Origin of the sequence: Amphritea atlantica (assembly GCF_018860855.1) — a bacterium.
Classification (GTDB): Bacteria; Pseudomonadota; Gammaproteobacteria; order Pseudomonadales; family Balneatricaceae; genus Amphritea; species Amphritea atlantica_A.
This window is the reverse complement of record NZ_JAHKQE010000028.1, coordinates 25,321-42,138: the sequence shown is the minus strand read 5'-3', so window position 1 is coordinate 42,138 and position 16,818 is coordinate 25,321. Positions and strand designations below refer to the sequence as shown.

Annotated in this window: 16 protein-coding genes; 2 read left to right on the top strand and 14 right to left on the bottom strand. The window is 49.5% G+C overall.

Features of this window, described 5'->3' with window-relative positions; genetic code table 11:
* Positions 1-11: 11 nt before the first annotated feature.
* On the bottom strand, positions 12-914 hold the full coding sequence (locus KO512_RS12485; RefSeq protein ID WP_215952687.1) for a TIGR01777 family oxidoreductase: 903 nt from the start codon (positions 912-914) through the stop codon (positions 12-14).
* A gap of 80 nt (positions 915-994) precedes the next feature.
* On the opposite strand from KO512_RS12485, the gene KO512_RS12480 reads away from it, so the two are divergent.
* Together KO512_RS12480 and KO512_RS12475 are read left to right on the top strand one after the other, a co-directional pair.
* Positions 995-1,606: a riboflavin synthase subunit alpha gene (locus tag KO512_RS12480; RefSeq protein ID WP_215952686.1), complete on the top strand. Its 612-nt coding sequence runs from the start codon at positions 995-997 to the stop codon at positions 1,604-1,606.
* Positions 1,607-1,737: 131 nt separating this feature from the next.
* On the top strand, positions 1,738-2,643 hold the full coding sequence (locus KO512_RS12475) for a DMT family transporter (protein WP_215952685.1): 906 nt from the start codon (positions 1,738-1,740) through the stop codon (positions 2,641-2,643).
* 11 nt (positions 2,644-2,654) lie between these two features.
* Here KO512_RS12475 and KO512_RS12470 read toward each other — a convergent pair whose 3' ends face one another.
* From KO512_RS12470 to KO512_RS12410, 13 genes are all read right to left on the bottom strand, one after another.
* Positions 2,655-3,956 carry a DUF58 domain-containing protein gene (locus tag KO512_RS12470; protein WP_215952684.1) on the bottom strand — a complete coding sequence of 434 codons (1,302 nt, stop codon included), beginning with the start codon at positions 3,954-3,956 and terminating at the stop codon, positions 2,655-2,657.
* On the bottom strand, positions 3,953-4,936 hold the full coding sequence (locus KO512_RS12465; protein ID WP_215952683.1) for an AAA family ATPase: 984 nt from the start codon (positions 4,934-4,936) through the stop codon (positions 3,953-3,955). The genes KO512_RS12470 and KO512_RS12465 overlap by 4 nt, the downstream gene beginning before the upstream one ends.
* Positions 4,933-6,162 (bottom strand): DUF4350 domain-containing protein, encoded by a 1,230-nt coding sequence (locus KO512_RS12460; protein ID WP_215952682.1) that lies wholly within the window; start codon positions 6,160-6,162, stop codon positions 4,933-4,935. Before KO512_RS12460 ends, KO512_RS12465 begins: the two co-directional genes overlap by 4 nt.
* Positions 6,149-7,663, bottom strand: a complete 1,515-nt coding sequence (locus KO512_RS12455; RefSeq protein ID WP_215952681.1) for a DUF4129 domain-containing protein — start codon at positions 7,661-7,663, stop codon at positions 6,149-6,151. The genes KO512_RS12460 and KO512_RS12455 overlap by 14 nt, the downstream gene beginning before the upstream one ends.
* Positions 7,650-8,633, bottom strand: a complete 984-nt coding sequence (locus KO512_RS12450; RefSeq protein WP_215952680.1) for a stage II sporulation protein M — start codon at positions 8,631-8,633, stop codon at positions 7,650-7,652. Before KO512_RS12450 ends, KO512_RS12455 begins: the two co-directional genes overlap by 14 nt.
* Positions 8,630-9,337 (bottom strand): RDD family protein, encoded by a 708-nt coding sequence (locus tag KO512_RS12445; RefSeq protein ID WP_252735005.1) that lies wholly within the window; start codon positions 9,335-9,337, stop codon positions 8,630-8,632. The genes KO512_RS12450 and KO512_RS12445 overlap by 4 nt, the downstream gene beginning before the upstream one ends.
* 9 nt (positions 9,338-9,346) lie before the next feature.
* Positions 9,347-10,654, bottom strand: coding sequence for a BPSS1780 family membrane protein (locus tag KO512_RS12440; RefSeq protein WP_215952679.1), 1,308 nt, complete (start codon positions 10,652-10,654; stop codon positions 9,347-9,349).
* Positions 10,655-10,859: 205 nt separating this feature from the next.
* Positions 10,860-11,231: a hypothetical protein gene (locus KO512_RS12435; RefSeq protein WP_215952678.1), complete on the bottom strand. Its 372-nt coding sequence runs from the start codon at positions 11,229-11,231 to the stop codon at positions 10,860-10,862.
* Between the two features lie 43 nt (positions 11,232-11,274).
* Positions 11,275-11,874, bottom strand: a complete 600-nt coding sequence (locus KO512_RS12430) for a hypothetical protein (protein WP_215952677.1) — start codon at positions 11,872-11,874, stop codon at positions 11,275-11,277.
* Between the two features lie 379 nt (positions 11,875-12,253).
* Positions 12,254-13,435: a thiolase family protein gene (locus tag KO512_RS12425; protein ID WP_215952676.1), complete on the bottom strand. Its 1,182-nt coding sequence runs from the start codon at positions 13,433-13,435 to the stop codon at positions 12,254-12,256.
* Between the two features lie 132 nt (positions 13,436-13,567).
* Positions 13,568-14,494 carry a branched-chain amino acid ABC transporter permease gene (locus KO512_RS12420; protein ID WP_215952675.1) on the bottom strand — a complete coding sequence of 309 codons (927 nt, stop codon included), beginning with the start codon at positions 14,492-14,494 and terminating at the stop codon, positions 13,568-13,570.
* Positions 14,495-14,503: 9 nt separating this feature from the next.
* On the bottom strand, positions 14,504-15,391 hold the full coding sequence (locus KO512_RS12415) for a branched-chain amino acid ABC transporter permease (RefSeq protein ID WP_215952674.1): 888 nt from the start codon (positions 15,389-15,391) through the stop codon (positions 14,504-14,506).
* A 153-nt stretch (positions 15,392-15,544) separates the two neighbouring features.
* Positions 15,545-16,747, bottom strand: coding sequence for an ABC transporter substrate-binding protein (locus tag KO512_RS12410; protein ID WP_215952673.1), 1,203 nt, complete (start codon positions 16,745-16,747; stop codon positions 15,545-15,547).
* Positions 16,748-16,818 lie beyond the last annotated feature (71 nt).

Here is a 16,818-nt window from a genome sequence, read left to right as displayed (position 1 = left end):
TTAGCCACAGGCTACTTCGGTGCTTTAATCTGTTGCAAGGCATCCTTGAGTTTAGGATAAGCAAACTGATAACCCGCATCCAACAATCGCTGGGGATAGACCCGCTGGCCTTTAACCAAAAGATCACTCCCCTCACCCAATATCAACTTCAAGACAAAGGCAGGCACCCTAAACCAAGCGGGACGGGATAGCATCGCCGCCAGTTGCCGGCTAAAGGTGGCATTAGTCACCGCCTCTGGGGCGGTCAGGTTAAAGGCCCCGCTAAACTGATCATGGGTTAACAGCATACAGATAACCTCTAACTGATCGTCCAGATGAATCCAGGACATCCACTGCTGCCCTTCTGCAACAGGGCCTCCCAGTCCAAGACGAAAAGGCGGTAACATTTTAGCCAAAGCGCCACCTGGTCCCAAGACAATACCCGTTCTGATAAGACAGACTCTCACATTCATCGCCTGAGCCTTGAGCGCTTCGCTCTCCCAGCGCTGACACAGTGTGTGTGTAAAATCTTCGACAACATCTCCGTGCTCGTCTAACAACAGATCATCATCACGACAACCGTAATAACCGATGGCTGAACCACTGATCATGACTTCGGGCTTATGCTCCAACCGACTAATAAGAGAGATCAACTGGTTAGTGATCTCAACCCGGCTATCAACCAAAACCTTTTTACGCGCTTCATTCCAGCGCTTATCCGCAATACCAGCACCGGCCAAATTAATAATACCGTCAACCTGCTCATCACTCTGAATCTGATCAGGACGCGTAATCACGCGAACAGCTGTACCAAATTGCTTCTGCGCTTTCTGTGCTGAGCGACTCATGATTATCAGCTCATGTCCGTCCTGCAACAAACGGGGTACAAGATGACCACCAATAAACCCGGTGGCCCCTGTGATCAAAACCTTCATACAGATCTCCTTTAAAGCATTGCAATCAACGCAGTCAGTCTTTATAACCATAGACCCGTGATAATTTAACAGGAATATTTATGTTCACCGGTATTGTTCAGGGCACTGCAACGGTCGTTACGACCACGATTAAAGATCAGTTCATGCAGCTCACACTGGCGTTTCCCCAAGCGCATTGCGATAACCTTCAAACCGGCGCCAGCATCGCCATTAACGGTACTTGCCTAACCATTACGGCATTCAACCAGAATCAGATTCAATTTGATTTAATTATGGAAACGCTGAGGGTGACTAACCTAGGTAGATTAAAGCCGGGCGACCGGGTGAATTTTGAACGCGCGGCCCGTATCGGCGATGAAATTGGTGGACACCTGCTATCTGGCCATATCCATGGGCAGGCGACCATTGTAGACATTGAACAGCCGGCGGATAACCGCATCGTTTGGTTTGAAGCCCCTGCCGAGATCATCAAATACATTTTACCCAAAGGCTTTGTCGCCCTGAATGGCTGCAGCCTAACCATTGGTGAAGTCGAGGCTAACCGCTTCAATGTCTTTTTGATTCCCGAAACGCTATCGGTGACACTATTTGGCCAAGCTTCAGTGGGCGATCCTATCAACCTAGAAGTGGACAGCCAAACCCAAGCCGTGGTTGATACGGTTGAGCGCTATATGCAATCATCTAACCCATAAACACGATATCATTTGCGACTCAACACGGATGCAACGACAGCCCAGCAGAAGATAAAAGAGCCTTACCCATTGCGTAAAAAAAACAGCTATCTACAATAGCCGCTTTATGACGATGCTAAGAGGCTCCATTGATGGAAACCCGCAATATCCGTGCTGATCTGACGCTACTGTTAGTCGCTGCTATCTGGGGGCTTGCCTTTGTTGCCCAACGCCTAGGAATGGATCACCTTGGCCCCTTTAGCTTTAATGCCGCGCGCTTTCTCTTAGGGGCTTTGTCACTGCTCCCTTTACTGTTGATATTTCGCCCTAAAGCGGGATCTACCGAACCTAAAGCAATGTTACGTGGCAGTATCGCTGCGGGTATTTTTCTCTTTCTCGGAGCCTCATTACAGCAAGTAGGATTGATCTGGACATCCGCAGGTAACGCTGGCTTTATCACCGGACTCTATATCGTCATCGTCCCACTTATTGGGCTGCTACTCGGCCATGTCACCCGTCTGAATACTTGGATCGGCGGCCTACTTGCCGTGCTGGGGCTCTACTTTCTGACTGTCACTCAGCAGCCGGGAGAAAGCTTCAGCATTAACACCGGCGATCTACTGGTGCTTGGCAGTGCTTTTTTCTGGGCCGGTCACGTCGTGATAATCGGCAAGCTGGCCAGTCAGCTCGATAATCTGAGACTCGCGATTATTCAATTTTTTATCTGTGCGCTATTGAGCTTTATCGTGGCGATAATCTTCGAACAAGACAGCCTCAGCCTTAACAATATCGTTCTCGCTTGGCAGCCGATCGCATACGCGGGACTACTCTCGGTGGGCGTGGCTTATACACTACAAGTGGTGGCACAACGGGACGCTCCCGCCTCACATGCGGCGATCATCATGAGTTTAGAAGCCGTATTCGCGGTGATTGGCGGATGGTGGTTACTCAATGAAGCCTTCAGTCAACGGGCGATGATCGGCTGCGGCCTGATGTTGCTGGGCATGATAGCCTCTCAGGTTAATCTATTCCGTCGGCGTCCTAGCATCGTCAATTAACAAGGCAGCGCCTATAAACGCCCCGAAGCCTTCACCGTTAGATATTGGTTGATTAATGCTACCGGTAACTGCTTAGCCAGTAGATCCATCGGCATTGCGCCCTGATGGCGCAACAACTCATGATTCTGAGCGCGGCTTTCGAGGAACTGCTGCACGCCATGAAAGCGTAAAGCAGAATCAAGATCCGTTACCTTGGCCGCTTGGGCGCTATCCAGCACCTGCTCACGCAGATCAGCAATGACCACTAAGTGACGACGGGACAGTAGCCGTACCGCCGTCACCAGATCATCACTGTCTTCATCACGGGTATTGGTCACTAAGACAATCAGTGCCCGCCGACGCTGCAGAGGCATCAACGCTCGCGCCGCTTCGAGGTAATCCGCGGCTTCAATTGTTGCTTCGAGATCATAGGTGGCAGCAATCATCTCTCGTACAACATTCCCTTTGGCCGGTGGAAACCAACGTTTAACGCCACCAAAGGTATGAAAACCCACCGCATCGCCCTGCTCTGCAGCCACATAAGACAGCAGCAACATCGCATTCAGGGCTTGATCAAGATGACCACTCTCATCTTCTCGGTGTCGCATACGCCGCCCACAATCAAGCATAAACAGAATCTGCTGATCCCGTTCATCTTGATACTCACGAGAGATCAACTTGTGATAACGGGAAGTCGCTTTCCAATCGATTTGCCGCAAAGAATCACCCGCTCGATACTCCCGTAACTGCAGAAAATCATTACCTTCACCGCGGCGTAAGCGATGTTTAATGCCCATCTGACTCAACTGATGATCGGTAGCCAACAGTGTGAACTGACTCACGGCGCGAAAGTTTGGATACACTTTCACTCGGCCCGGCAACGACAAGCACTGTTTACGCTGCCATAATCCCAGTGGCGACACGCTGAGTACATCAATGCCGTTAAACTCACCATCCCCACGTTTATCCGGCTTGATACGATAAACGGCTTTAGCCGCACGCTCAGCCGGTACCGTTAAGCTCAGCGGCAAACCCTCAACAGCATAGTCAGCCGGATGATGATCATGCAATATCAATTGCTGTGTGCGACCACTGAGGTTGTCCACCTGCAACTTCACCTCACTCCAGACACCTACCGGAATACTGCCTCGTAACTCACGGCTCACCTGAGCGGCCGGTTCCCGTCGGTGGAGTAGCAAGTCGAGCAACAGCACAATAGCCGCCCCAGCGACGATCAGATTGCGTAACCATGCTAAGCCGGGCCAGAATGCAACACCGATGGCCAGCGCCAAGATCAGCGCCGCCAGCATTACCGTCCGACGGGATGGAATCATACCCTTGGCGCCTGCACGTTAGCGAGGATATCTTTTAGGACATCATCGGCCTTATAGCCCTCGATTTCGAGATCGGCACTGAGCTTAATTCGATGGCGCAATACTGCCGGCGCCACCGCTTTAATGTCATCAGGGGTAACAAAGCTTCGCCCAGATAACACCGCATTGGCCCGCCCTGCACGCAGTAACGCGATGCTGCCACGGGGACCACTGCCGGAATCAATACCGCTCCAATCCCGCGTCGCACGGACAATATTCACCGCATAGCTGACAATCTGCTCATCGACACCCAATTTGGCGGTATAACGCTGTAGGCTGAGAATTTCTTCAGGCTTCAATACCTCGACGATCTGCGATACATCAAGCTTATCGGCCACAGAACCACTGGTAATCTGTTTCACCATCTGTAGTTCTTCATCCATATCGGGGTAGTCGATATACACCTTCAATAAAAAGCGGTCTAATTGCGCTTGAGGCAACGGATAAGTGCCCTCTTGCTCGATCGGGTTTTGTGTCGCTAGCGCCAAAAAAGGTAACTGCAACTCATACGTTTGCCCTTCAATGGTCACCTGCTGCTCTTGCATCACTTCCAACAGTGCCGATTGTGTTTTGGCCGGTGCGCGGTTGATCTCATCCGCGAGTAAAAAGTTACAAAAAACCGGACCCTTGCGCACGCGGAACGAATCACTTTTGCGATCAAACATAATATGGCCGCTGATATCACTCGGCATCAGGTCTGGGGTAAACTGCACCCGATTGAACACCCCACCAACGGCAGCCGCTAGGCTCCGCACGAGTAGTGTCTTTCCTAAACCTGGCACGCCTTCTACCAGCACATGCCCACCGGCCAAGAGTGCAATGGTGGTATCTCGAATCACCTGACGCTGACCAATGACCGCTTTACCGATCTCTTGTTCCAGCTGCCCGAGCTTGCGCAGCACCTTGTCTGACAGCTGATCCTGTCCCTGCAAATCGCTCATCTTAACTCCCGCTGTTTTAAACCGCTGGCCAGCTGCTGCAATACCAGCGTTGCTTTAATAAAATCCTGATCTTTGGTAATCGGCTGATAAAGACTACGTTCAACCGCTCGGGCCGCCATACCGGTTTTCTCTGCGATCCATTCGGCCCGCTGACGATTATCCATCATATTTAATCCCGGATGACGTTTTCGCCAAGCCTGTTCCAGCGCGACACGGTTATGATCAAACAGGCGATAGCCTCTATCGAGACGCCACGCATAATCAGCGGTCGCATCAATATGCTCTAACAGGTTACGCCGCTGCACCTTATCTAGATTAAGTCGCGGACCGGTATATAAAAACAACCGCCAGCCCATCAGTAATAACAACACCCCTAGCGACACCAGAATAAACGGAATTTTCTGCCATAAAAGCAGCGGCAACGATGGCGTATCAATCCCATACTGTATCCACACCTTGCGGCTACCCGCCACCAGATGACTCAGAAGAAAAGCATGATCTAACTCTTTAATCCGCCCATTAGTAAAAAGGTCCAGATCGCTGAGTACATATACTCGCCCACGACCCGTGGCAAACGTAAGCAGGTGCGTGCCCTGACTGGAGCCAAACCGCTCTTCGGCCCATAGATCCCCATCCCGTAAAACACGCCCCTGACGAAAAGCAGCGTGTATCGGTTCAGGCTCCCCTGTCAGTAACATAGCGACCGTCTGATAACCCGATTCACCTTCTGTCGCCTCTTCAGAGGTATTATCCTTTGACGCCACACAAGCATCGCCATCACACTCATTATCAGGAGAGTCATCCTTGCGCGGAGTACGCAGCTGCACCCCTATGTCGGCAAGGAAAGCATTGTTAATCTCATCATCTTCATCGAAAGATGGCGGTGTCAGAATCAGAACACCGCCGGCGTATAGCCACTCCTTCAGTGCAATCCGCTGCTGATCCGTAAAATCCGCTGGCAGCCGCCGTACCAACAGTGCGTCACTTGGCGCGGGCAGCCTCGCCGTCAGATCTCGAGCGCGAAAGCTCTCTACCTCATACCCTAGCTCTATCAAGAAAAGCTCTGCAGCAAAAAAAGGATTACGCTGAGCTTGGGGTGATACATCAACCCGTCGTTCCTGCGTCTGCCGCTCGTAGTGATTAAAAAACCACAGGGTGTACCAAGCAACACTCGCCAATAGCAACGCCCCCAGCCCCCACAGCACGAAGCGATTAATCGTTGACATGGCCGTACACCTCCTGCCAACGCTCACATAGAAGTAACACCAACTCTTCCGCCGGCGTCATATGACCGTAAGCCATGCGTAACCAGTGGGTCGTCAAATCGCTAAAATACTCCGCGTTTACCGCTCCCTGACTAGCATTGACGAGTCTCTCGCACTCACCTTCTGTGGCACTGTCCGGTATCTCTAGCTGTTGTTGAGTAACCAGATGAACCAATGCACCTCGATACAGCAGACTCAGCGCTTCGCGGAAAGCGCCTCGACGGGCAAGCTCTCTCGCCGCTGTCGCGGGATCGGCCGGTAACTGTTCAGGGCGTAGATCAAGACCAAACAGTTCCACTGTTGAGGCTTTATCCGGCGCCTTCAAATCGCGTTTAAACCCCAGCAACCATTGCCGATGTTGGACCACCTGATACAACAGATAGGCGACGATTAAGACACCCACAGCCCAGATCATGATTTTAAAAATAGCGGCGATCCCATCGAATGACCCGGACGTCGCATCAAAAAAGCCTTCTAAAAAATCCCAAAAATCACTATCCCCTGAATCGGGGTCGGACTCGGGTTCCGGATCACCTATATATTGCCAAGAATGGGTTTCTTCCATCCGACCAAAAGCATCATCATGCAACACTTTTTCGATCAACGGCTTGGCTTCACGGGCGCTGACCTGCTGAGCCGCATCGGCCGGCTCGCTCAACAGGGGTAATATCAACACCGAGCTAACCAGCAGTAGCAAGAGACTCCGACCTAAACCGGCAGCAGCCGTTTTGATATGCTCGCCCGTACGCCGAAAGCTGATCTCAATATCCCACGCTTCCAGCTCACTGCGGCGATTAAGATAAAGAGCAAAGCCTGCCGCGACATAAAAGGGAGCGATAACCGACATACAGAGTAAGCCGCCCGCTAACTGCAACCAATCACCAAAATGACCCGGCGCCAACCACAAATCACTAAAACTAGCCCAGCGTAAATCTTCCGGTATCAACAGAAAAACCGTGCTCATAAAGGCAATTTCCAGCACCGTCTCTAGATGAATACCAACAACACTCAACCAAGTTGCCGCATGTTGATTCCTCGATAAAACCCGTAAACGGTTACGCCTCGCTTTACCCTGCACCCCCTCAAGTAGCCCCACCGGTAACGTAAAAGAACGCGACGGATTAAACCGGCGCAATGTTAAATTAAGTAGCAGTTGCGGCCTAACAATGGACCACCACTGACGTAACACGACCTTCACCGGCAACGGTTCACCGAACACCGCACGGCTTAACCAAAACATCAAAGGAGGTTCATATAGCGGTTTAAACCACCAGATAATCAACATTAATAACCAGAATTGGTCATAGAAAAAATAAAACACAAAGATCCCTAGCGGAATCGCACTACTCATCCAGAGTAACCAGAGCGGCTTAAACCAACGACGAGCTAGCGCAAAGCCGAGATCTATCGCTTCCCAGGGTGTGCGTCGACGCAGGGATATTTCGAGTTTATCGAGTTCCACCCGTCCCCCTGCCAGCATAAACAAAATAAAGAATCATGCTAATCCAAAGTATCGCCGCAGCGACATATTTAACCGGGTTTGGCATATGACTGGCGGACCAGAATGCCTCAATAAACGCGGCCGCCAGGAGCATCAATCCCGCCCCCATCATCAGTGGAATCGCACTTCCCGCCTGTCGCTTAATCGCATCTAAACGACTAAATTGCCCCGGGCAGATTACCCCACGACCGACCATTACGCCGGCAGCACCACTAATGACGATCGCCGTTAATTCTAATGCGGAATGCCCACTAACGAAGGGCCAAAATGTTTCGGTATAACCCAAGCTGGTGAGATAACCCGCCACACCGCCAATCACTAAGCCGTTGTAAAATAACGTAAAGACAGTGCCAACACCGGCTAAAATTCCCATCGCAAAGGTGCGAAAGCCAATCCCAATATTGTTGTAGATATAGAAACCAAACATAGCAAAATCAGATTCGGCACTGCGCTCGATAGTACGACCCAGTTGACTGTTATCGGGCCGATACATCTCTTCCATCTTGCTGACTTCGGCATCACTCATCAAACTGTAGATAAAGCTATCGTCATACATACAATAGCCACCTGCCAACAATCCCGGCAGCAGAAACAATGCTAGTGCCACCGCAAAATAGCCTCGATTCATTCTCAGACTTACGGGAAAGTCTCGCCCAAGAAAGATCAAGAAACGCCAAAGCCAAGCGCCGCGGCGAGTATATAGCTGCTGATGCCCACGTAAAACTAAGCGATGTAGATATTCAACCAGTTGAGGACTATAACGACGCGTACTAGACAGCGCGTAGTGATTACACAATTGACGATATAGCTGCGGCAGGTCAGCGGGCAACTCAGCTCCACGACGAAAGCGAAACGACTCTAATTGCTCAAGCTGTTCATCTAAACGCTGCCACAAAGGCTGATAACGCGCTTCGAACTGTTCCTGCCTCATCGATTCCCCCGGGTTAACCAAGCGGCATAACCGAGTATTTCCTGCACCGCTGCGTGCCCCCGCTTACCGGTCACAGGAAAGAGCAATGTCGCTAGCTCTATCCGTCGATCTCGACTTAACTGCGGGCAACGTTCAGCAAATCGAATCAGCTCACGCTGCTCATCAACACTGAGATCGACAGGGGGACGACGCCGTTCAGCTTCCGGTAGATGGGCCCGTACAAGCTCCTTTTCACGATAAACAACCAACGTGCCAGCAGCGAGATCACCGAGACGCTGAAAGTTACGGTTTAGCAGCATTGAGAGTAAACCCACCGCATAGAGGAAGGGTAGAAAATCAGCCGCGCGTAATAGATTTCTGATCAATGAAGAGGAGAACGTAATCGGCGTGCCATTATCCTGAATCACCACCAAGCCCATCGCTTTTTTACCCGGCGACGCACCGTTATATAACTCAAACAGTACCGGATAAAACCACTCGATCAAAAAAAACATGATCAGCATTAAGGAGGTGCCGATGCCGCCAAAAAAGGCAAATACACCGGATACCAAACCATACAGAATGACCCGAATGAGCATATCGATACTCCAAGCACAGGCCCTTACCACAGGCCCAGCTAAGCGCAGTTCAAGCCGGATACCCTCCGGCGTTTCATGCTCTCTGAGCGTATCGATTAAAGACGTCACAGGCTTGTGCTCATCCATATCACCGGCTTAGCGGTAAAAGATATCCCGATATGAGGTATACATAGATGCCGCTATCATCGGAAGCACCACCAATAGACCTAAACCAAAAGGAATCATGCCCAGCGTAAACAGAACCATTGCAGTAATGGAATAGAGTAAGCCTGGCAGCATGTTTTTCAAACAGGCGCTAAAGCTCAGTTTCATCGCAGCAATGGCAGAAAGTCCGTTGAGCGCTACCAGTGCAGGAGCAAACCAATAGGCCATAACCACCGGCACAACCATGACTAAACCAATCAACATAGGCAGAGCCATCGCCGACATGTCCTGTCCGAAATTGCCCACATCACTGCCCACGGCTAAAAAGAATCCACCGATAACCAGCATCATAGCGACAAAGATGGCGACTAAGTAAATCAAGCCCACCAAGACCAACTGACCAACATCACTGCTAAAACCACTGAATAGGTGACCTATACGGAAATCATCGCCCTCTTCTTGAGCTTGGCAACCCAACATAAAGCCAGCAGTAATCACCGGCGTAAATAACGTAATCACCAATGAACCGACAACCGGAATAATACTAATGACAGCGGATAGAACACCCCAAAGAATGATGGCTACAATCCATGCAACAGGGTTCTGTTTAAAGTGATTAAATCCACCTGCCAACCAGCGCCAACCATTGGTCATCGGCACGGATGAAGGCCCTGTCAGTTCATCATCGTCATATTCCGGAGTGAGTTCAGCTTCGGGTGCTTGATAAGGGTTAGTAGAACCACTATTACTTGAAGAACTATGGTTAGAAGCGTTATCTGTGTCGCTGTTGGAGAAACGTTCAGCGGAAGATGAGGCTGCATTACTAGAAGGGGTCGCTGTATAGTCCACTACACCTGAAGCGACAGAAGCCGCACCATTCGATTGCAGCGCTAAATATTTAGAGATGATAATTTTACAGCTGAGACACCGGTCATCAGCCATCTCAGTCGAGCCACATTTAGGGCAAGATTTGACCGAAGAACCAGAGGAACCAGAAGAGGAATCGCTCACCACACCAACAGGCTCATCGCCTTCCAGTTCAAAGGTGACCCGCGGCTTAACGGGCTCAAGTGCCACCACCTCAGCGTTAAGACCTATTCCGATTAACGCAGCCTGATACTTTTCAGCCTTAGCTTTATCCACATCACTCTTAATAACGCTTTCTTTACCTGATGTAATCAGTGCCCGCGCTTTCTCTTCACTACACCTGAATTTTTCGGCAAACGCAGATATTACGCTTTCTGGCTCGCTACCATCGACAAGCGATCCGGTAAAAACGACTTTAAATTGGTCTGACATTTGCAATAATCCCTGTGCGCTCCATTAGAATGGACTTTATTCTAACGTCAATAGGATTATTCACAAGGGTTCACATCAATAAATAAATACATTAAAAGACATAAAAAAACGCGTCAAATTAGGCAGTTACTACGCTTTAAATACCACCACACAACACCAATATAAGTGGCTAAGTCAAATGCTTGAGCTATCGAAAACCGAATTTTTATTCGGTCAAATCAACCACCAGCTCAGAGCCTCCATATTCATGCACTAGATCATGAGCCCGAATTCTCACCTGTTTTATCTCGGCGGGAATTTCCACGCCGGACAAGCCTCGTGTAAACGGTTGTTCTGCAACATGAGGATGCAACAATACTCGACTGGCAATTACGTTACCGGCAACATCCAACACCTCCCAACGATTGGCATAATGATCCCAGCCACTGTCGGCATGACGAACCGTCACACTAAAATCATAGCGATGATCACCCCGCGGCGTCATTTTTACCGCGATCACATCCGCCTCACCCGCGATAGATAAGCCCGAGAACAAAGAGAAACAGCTAAATAGGATGACTAAATGTTGTATTTTCATAAGACCAATATACCTTATCGAAAAGGCTGACAGCCAGTCATCATTATCCTGCGGCGTCAGACAGAACTACCCTGCGACGATACGCAACAGTCATCAACAAACAGGTACAGGCAGCGGCAATTGAAAGAGGAAACAGAACGGTTGTTACGGAATAATGTTCCAACGCGAGAATAACAAACACATTACGCAGCATAAATGACAAGAAAAACAACTGATTCTCCTCGTGTGGAAAAGCATAAGCTTTACGTATCGTCGGCCCAAATCCCAGTAAGTCGACAAGGCTTAACACGACCACTGTCCAGAGTGGATCAGAGGTGAGGTACCAAAACGGCAACGAAGCCAATGCAACGACAAAAAAGCCCCAGTCGGTTCGCGTAATACTGATATCCCCCCGCTTAACAAAAGCCAGTACCGCCACACCCACCGTGATAACACCCGACAGGCCAATCGGCCAAGCACCGACACCCCCTTCGGCTTCCAGCTGAGCAAAGAATACAATAACGGTGGTAATGCCCCAGATAAACCAAGAAAAAACATGGGGCCGCGTTCTCCCTGCCAGAATTGAACGAATATAGGGAACAAACGCCACGAATGTCAGCACCATGGCCAATCCGCTAAACATCAGCTTAAGACTCATATCCATTACACACTCGCTCCCTAACGTTGATCAATTAATCATGCATTCTTGATAACTTCAGATAACAGGTCAATGCTCGTTTACGACAGACTTACCGGTAATCCACAACAACCCCCATGAGATTGATCACCCGCTCTCAATGATAGACCCTTGAGCCTCAACGCCTATAGCAACTACAGCGTCGCAGCAGAGAGCTCACCCGCCTATGATAGTCGGCCTCTAAGCGACAAACGTTGCTTAAATCAAGCTCAATCAGTTCAATCTCATTCATAAAGGTTAAAAATAGCTCGAAAAAAAACCAACACATCTCTGCATCGGTTTTTCTAACGCGATATCGTTAATCAAGCTCGTAATTAAGCTTTGCTAACGCGACGTTAACATCAACTTAAAGCATCTCAACGGCAACGGCGGTCGCTTCTCCGCCACCGATACAGAGCGTTGCAACACCGGTTTTCTTACCTAGGTTTTTCAGTGCATAAAGCAGCGTCACCAGAATACGTGAACCGGATGAACCGATCGGATGACCCAAGGCACAAGCACCACCGTTAACATTAACTTTGCTGGCGTCCAGACCCAGCTCACTAATGGCCAACATCGACACCACTGCAAAAGCTTCATTGATCTCATACAGATCAACATCATCTTTGCTCCAACCAGCCCGTTCTAGCACTTTACTGATGGCACCAATCGGGGCGATAGAAAACTCAGCGGGTAACTGTGCATGGGTTGAATGCGCAACGATACGAGCCATCGGCTTAAGACCCCGTTTTTGCGCTTCAGATTCACGCATCAACACCAATGCAGAACCACCATCGGAGATTGAACTCGAGTTCGCCGCAGTGATCGTACCCTCTTTTTTAAAGGCAGGGTTCAGCTTACGAATTTTTTCTACCTGAGCATTACCCGGCTGTTCATCAGTATCGACCACCGTGTCACCTTTTCGAGATTTAACGCTTACCGCGGCGATCTCATCTTTAAAACGGCCGGTTTCGATCGCTTTCAATGCCTTTTCCAATGAGCCGATGGCAAAGTCATCCATCGCTTCGCGGGTGACATTAAAATCATCGGCACTTTGTTGCGCAAAACTCCCCATTAAGCCACCGTCATAGGCATCCTCTAGACCATCGAAAAACATATGATCAATCGCCTGTTGATGCCCCATGCGCATACCTGCCCGCGCCTTGGGTAACAAATACGGTGCCTGACTCATATTTTCCATGCCGCCAGCAACCATAATATCAACCTGGCCCGCTTTGAGTTGATCATGCGCCAACATCACCGCTTTCATACCCGAGCCGCACATTTTGTTGACGGTCGTCGCTCCAGCAGCATCATGGATACCCGCACCACGAGCCGCCTGACGTGCCGGTGCTTGGCCTAAGCCTGCTGGCAGCACACAGCCCATGATCACTTCATCAACTTCGTCACCTTTAACACCTGCGCGTTCCAGCGCCGCCTTAATAGCTGTAGCACACAGATCAGGAGAGCGCACATCACTCAACGCGCCCATCATTCCGCCCATTGGCGTACGGGCGGCACTCACAATTACAATTGAATCCTGACTCATCTTTCTCCACTCCTGATCAGATAGATTAAACCTTAACGGTAAACTTGACGGTAAAAAGGGACGCAGGCTGCGTCCCTTTTGTTATGTCTATGCGTTTAAAAACAGCGCATTCAGATAATTAGCGTTATTGCCTTAGTTGAAGTTTTTCTTCATCAATTTTTGGAATTCGCCCACTAAACCGCTGCGGAATGCCAATACACAGATAATAAAGATAACGCCCATCACAATATTGATATAGTTACCCAACTCACCACCGGACAGCAGGTTCTGAATCGAGACCACCACACCGGCACCCACCAAGGGGCCGAAAATCGTGCCCATACCACCGAGTAATGTCATCAGTACCACTTCACCGGACATATGCCAATGAACATCGGTCAATGACGCCAACTGGAATACCAATGTTTTAGTTGAGCCTGCCAAACCCGCTAAGGCTGACGAAATAATAAAGGCGACCCATTTATAATCATTCACGTTGTAACCCAGCGATACGGCTCGCGGTTCATTTTCACGAATCGCTTTCAGGATCTGCCCAAATGGGGAGTGAACAGTCCGATGTATCAACCAGAAGCCAAAGATAAAGATAGCGAGTACAAAGTAATACATGGCAAAGTTATCCGATAGATCGATCAAACCGAACAACGCGCCACGACGCACCCCTTGTAGTCCATCTTCTCCTCCGGAAAAAGGAGCCTGCAGATAAAAGAAGAAAGCTAACTGGGCCAGTGCCAGCGTCACCATCGCAAAGTAGATACCTTCGCGCTTCACCGCTAACTTACCGTAAATAGCCCCCAGCAAACCGGCACCAACCGTCCCCGCCAGAATACCTAGCTCTGGGGTAATACCGGTTTCCAGCATAAGATAACCGGTGATATAACCCCCAGTGCCGAGAAAAGCGGCATGCCCAAATGACAGCAAACCAACAAAACCCAACAAAAGGTTAAAGGCACAGGCAAACAACGCGAAGCACAGTAGCTTCATCAGAAACACCGGATATACCAAGCTCGGTGCAACCAGCGCAACAACAATCAGAAATAGGTAGAGTTTATTTATTTTCATGTCTAACTCCTACGCCTCTTTACCAAACAGACCGGCTGGCTTAACCAGCAGAACAATGACCATAAAGAGGAAGATCACCGTCGTGGATGCCTCTGGGTAGAAAAACTTAGTCAACCCTTCTACGACCCCCATCATTAGGCCCGTTAGAATGGCACCGCCGATGGAACCCATCCCGCCAATAACCACGATCGCAAATACCACAATCAGAATATTCGACCCCATATCAGGACTGACTGAATAAACAGGTGCCGCCAGCACACCGGCAAACCCGGCCAACGCCACGCCAAAACCAAAGGTTAAGGTGGTAATCAACGGTACATTAATACCGAAACCCTGCATTAACTGTGGATTTTCAGTGCCTGCCCTTAAGTAGGCCCCAAGCTTAGTTTTTTCTATCACCCACCAAGTGCTAAAACAGACCACCAACGAACTAACGATAATCCATGCCCGGTAATTAGGGAGATACATAAAAGGTAGTTTAGTCCCGCCTTTAAGCTCATCGGGAATCTGATAAGGCAAACCGGAAGAACCATAAATATGCGTAAATGCCCCCTGCAGCACCAAGGCGATACCAAAGGTTAGCAGCAGACTGTAAAGGTGATCCTCGTTAGCAATCGGACGCACTAAAAAGCGCTCCATCAGTATGGCTAACAAGCCAATCGCTATCGGCACCAGAATCAGCGCCCACCAATAATTGATGCCCATGTAGTTAAGGGCCATCCAAGCAAAGAAAGCGCCGAGCATATACATCGCGCCCTGCGCGAAGTTTATAATTTTTAAAAGACCAAAAATAATCGCGAGGCCAAGACTTAGTAGTGCATAGAAAGATCCATTGATCAGTCCCACCAACAATTGTCCCGACAGCGCAAACAGATTAATACCAAATATCGTCGCCATAACATCACCCAGAGAAGCAAAGGTGGTGTACGAGGTCGTCCCCTTCGGCCGAGCCCATACACACCTTTCAGACTATCTTTGCAGATAAGATCGGGGGCGGGTAACACATCACGCCACCCCCTATTTTCAAGTAAAACGTTTCAACCGTATTGGTTACTTGAAATCACACTCAGGCAGCATTGGGTTGAATGCTACATCACCCGGAATAACCTCTTCGATATTATAAATATCGTCTGGTGACTTACGGCTGGCAGCATCTTTAATGCTCACTAACAACATATCGTGAACCATTCGACCATCGTTACGCAGGGTTGCGTTACGGGCAAAGAAGTCATCTGGTTTAGTCTCTTTCATCTTTTTCATCACCGCATCTGACTCATCGGTACCGGCGGCTTTGATCGCATTCAGATAATGCATGGTCATTGAGTATTGACCCGCCTGACCCATCGAAGGAATTACACCATGACGCGCCTTAAAGCGAGCAGACCATTCACGGGTTTGGTCATCCATATCCCAATAGAAACCGGAAGTCGCTTTCATACCCGCTGCGATAGCAGGATCCAGCGCCAAGGCATTATTGGTAAACACCAACAAACCAGCAACATCGGTGGTCTCAGTTAAACCAAACTCAGCCGCTGTTTTCAGCGAGTTCACAAAGTCACCGCCGGCATTCGCCAGACCAACCACATCAGCCCCTGATGCTTGAGCTTGGAGTACATAAGAAGAGAAGTCAGTGGTACCAAATGGCGCACGCACCGCACCAACCACCTCACCACCGCTGGATTCGATAACCTTAGTCGCAATACCTTCTAGCGCATGGCCAAAGGCGTAATCAGCCGTGATAAAGAACCATTTTTTCTTACCCGCAGCGACCATCGGTTTAACAGTACCGTTAGCCAATGCGGCAACGTTATAGGTCCAATGAACGTTATAAGGAGAACAGGCTTTAGTCGTGAAAGCATTACTCGCAGAGGTCGAGATCAGAGCAATTTTCTTCGCATCGGTCAGCACTTTAGTTGCCGCACCGGTCACTGAGGATGCAACTAAGCCAGTCACAACATCAACGTTGTCATTTTCAATCCATTGACGAACTTTAGCAGAGCCTACATCGGGCTTGTTTTGATCATCGGCACTCACGATCTCAATCGGTTTACCGAGTACCGTACCGCCGAAATCTTCAACGGCCATTTCTACAGCGGTGACACACCCCTGACCACAGATATCGGCATAAACACCGCCCATATCCACTAAAACACCGATCTTAACCACATCATTAGAGATACCGGCAGCCTGAACACCGGTGGTTGCAGCCACTGTCATTGCTACCGCCAAAAGGGTCTTCTTCATCGCTTTCATGTTGTCACTCCTGATTGAGAACTTTTTATTTTTATCGAACTTCATTTTTAGAGTTTTTTTCTTACTGGTTT

Coding starts and splice junctions, on each gene's coding strand:
- KO512_RS12410 (WP_215952673.1), bottom strand. CDS start 16,747: ATGAAAGCGATGAAGAAGACCCTTTTGGCGGTAGCAATGACAGTGGCT.
- KO512_RS12425 (WP_215952676.1), bottom strand. CDS start 13,435: ATGAGTCAGGATTCAATTGTAATTGTGAGTGCCGCCCGTACGCCAATG.
- KO512_RS12485 (WP_215952687.1), bottom strand. CDS start 914: ATGAAGGTTTTGATCACAGGGGCCACCGGGTTTATTGGTGGTCATCTT.
- KO512_RS12475 (WP_215952685.1), top strand. CDS start 1,738: ATGGAAACCCGCAATATCCGTGCTGATCTGACGCTACTGTTAGTCGCT.
- KO512_RS12450 (WP_215952680.1), bottom strand. CDS start 8,633: ATGAGGCAGGAACAGTTCGAAGCGCGTTATCAGCCTTTGTGGCAGCGT.
- KO512_RS12430 (WP_215952677.1), bottom strand. CDS start 11,874: ATGGATATGAGTCTTAAGCTGATGTTTAGCGGATTGGCCATGGTGCTG.
- KO512_RS12415 (WP_215952674.1), bottom strand. CDS start 15,391: ATGGCGACGATATTTGGTATTAATCTGTTTGCGCTGTCGGGACAATTG.
- KO512_RS12470 (WP_215952684.1), bottom strand. CDS start 3,956: ATGATTCCATCCCGTCGGACGGTAATGCTGGCGGCGCTGATCTTGGCG.
- KO512_RS12465 (WP_215952683.1), bottom strand. CDS start 4,936: ATGAGCGATTTGCAGGGACAGGATCAGCTGTCAGACAAGGTGCTGCGC.
- KO512_RS12460 (WP_215952682.1), bottom strand. CDS start 6,162: ATGTCAACGATTAATCGCTTCGTGCTGTGGGGGCTGGGGGCGTTGCTA.
- KO512_RS12440 (WP_215952679.1), bottom strand. CDS start 10,654: ATGTCAGACCAATTTAAAGTCGTTTTTACCGGATCGCTTGTCGATGGT.
- KO512_RS12420 (WP_215952675.1), bottom strand. CDS start 14,494: ATGAAAATAAATAAACTCTACCTATTTCTGATTGTTGTTGCGCTGGTT.
- KO512_RS12480 (WP_215952686.1), top strand. CDS start 995: ATGTTCACCGGTATTGTTCAGGGCACTGCAACGGTCGTTACGACCACG.
- KO512_RS12435 (WP_215952678.1), bottom strand. CDS start 11,231: ATGAAAATACAACATTTAGTCATCCTATTTAGCTGTTTCTCTTTGTTC.
- KO512_RS12445 (WP_252735005.1), bottom strand. CDS start 9,337: ATGGATGAGCACAAGCCTGTGACGTCTTTAATCGATACGCTCAGAGAG.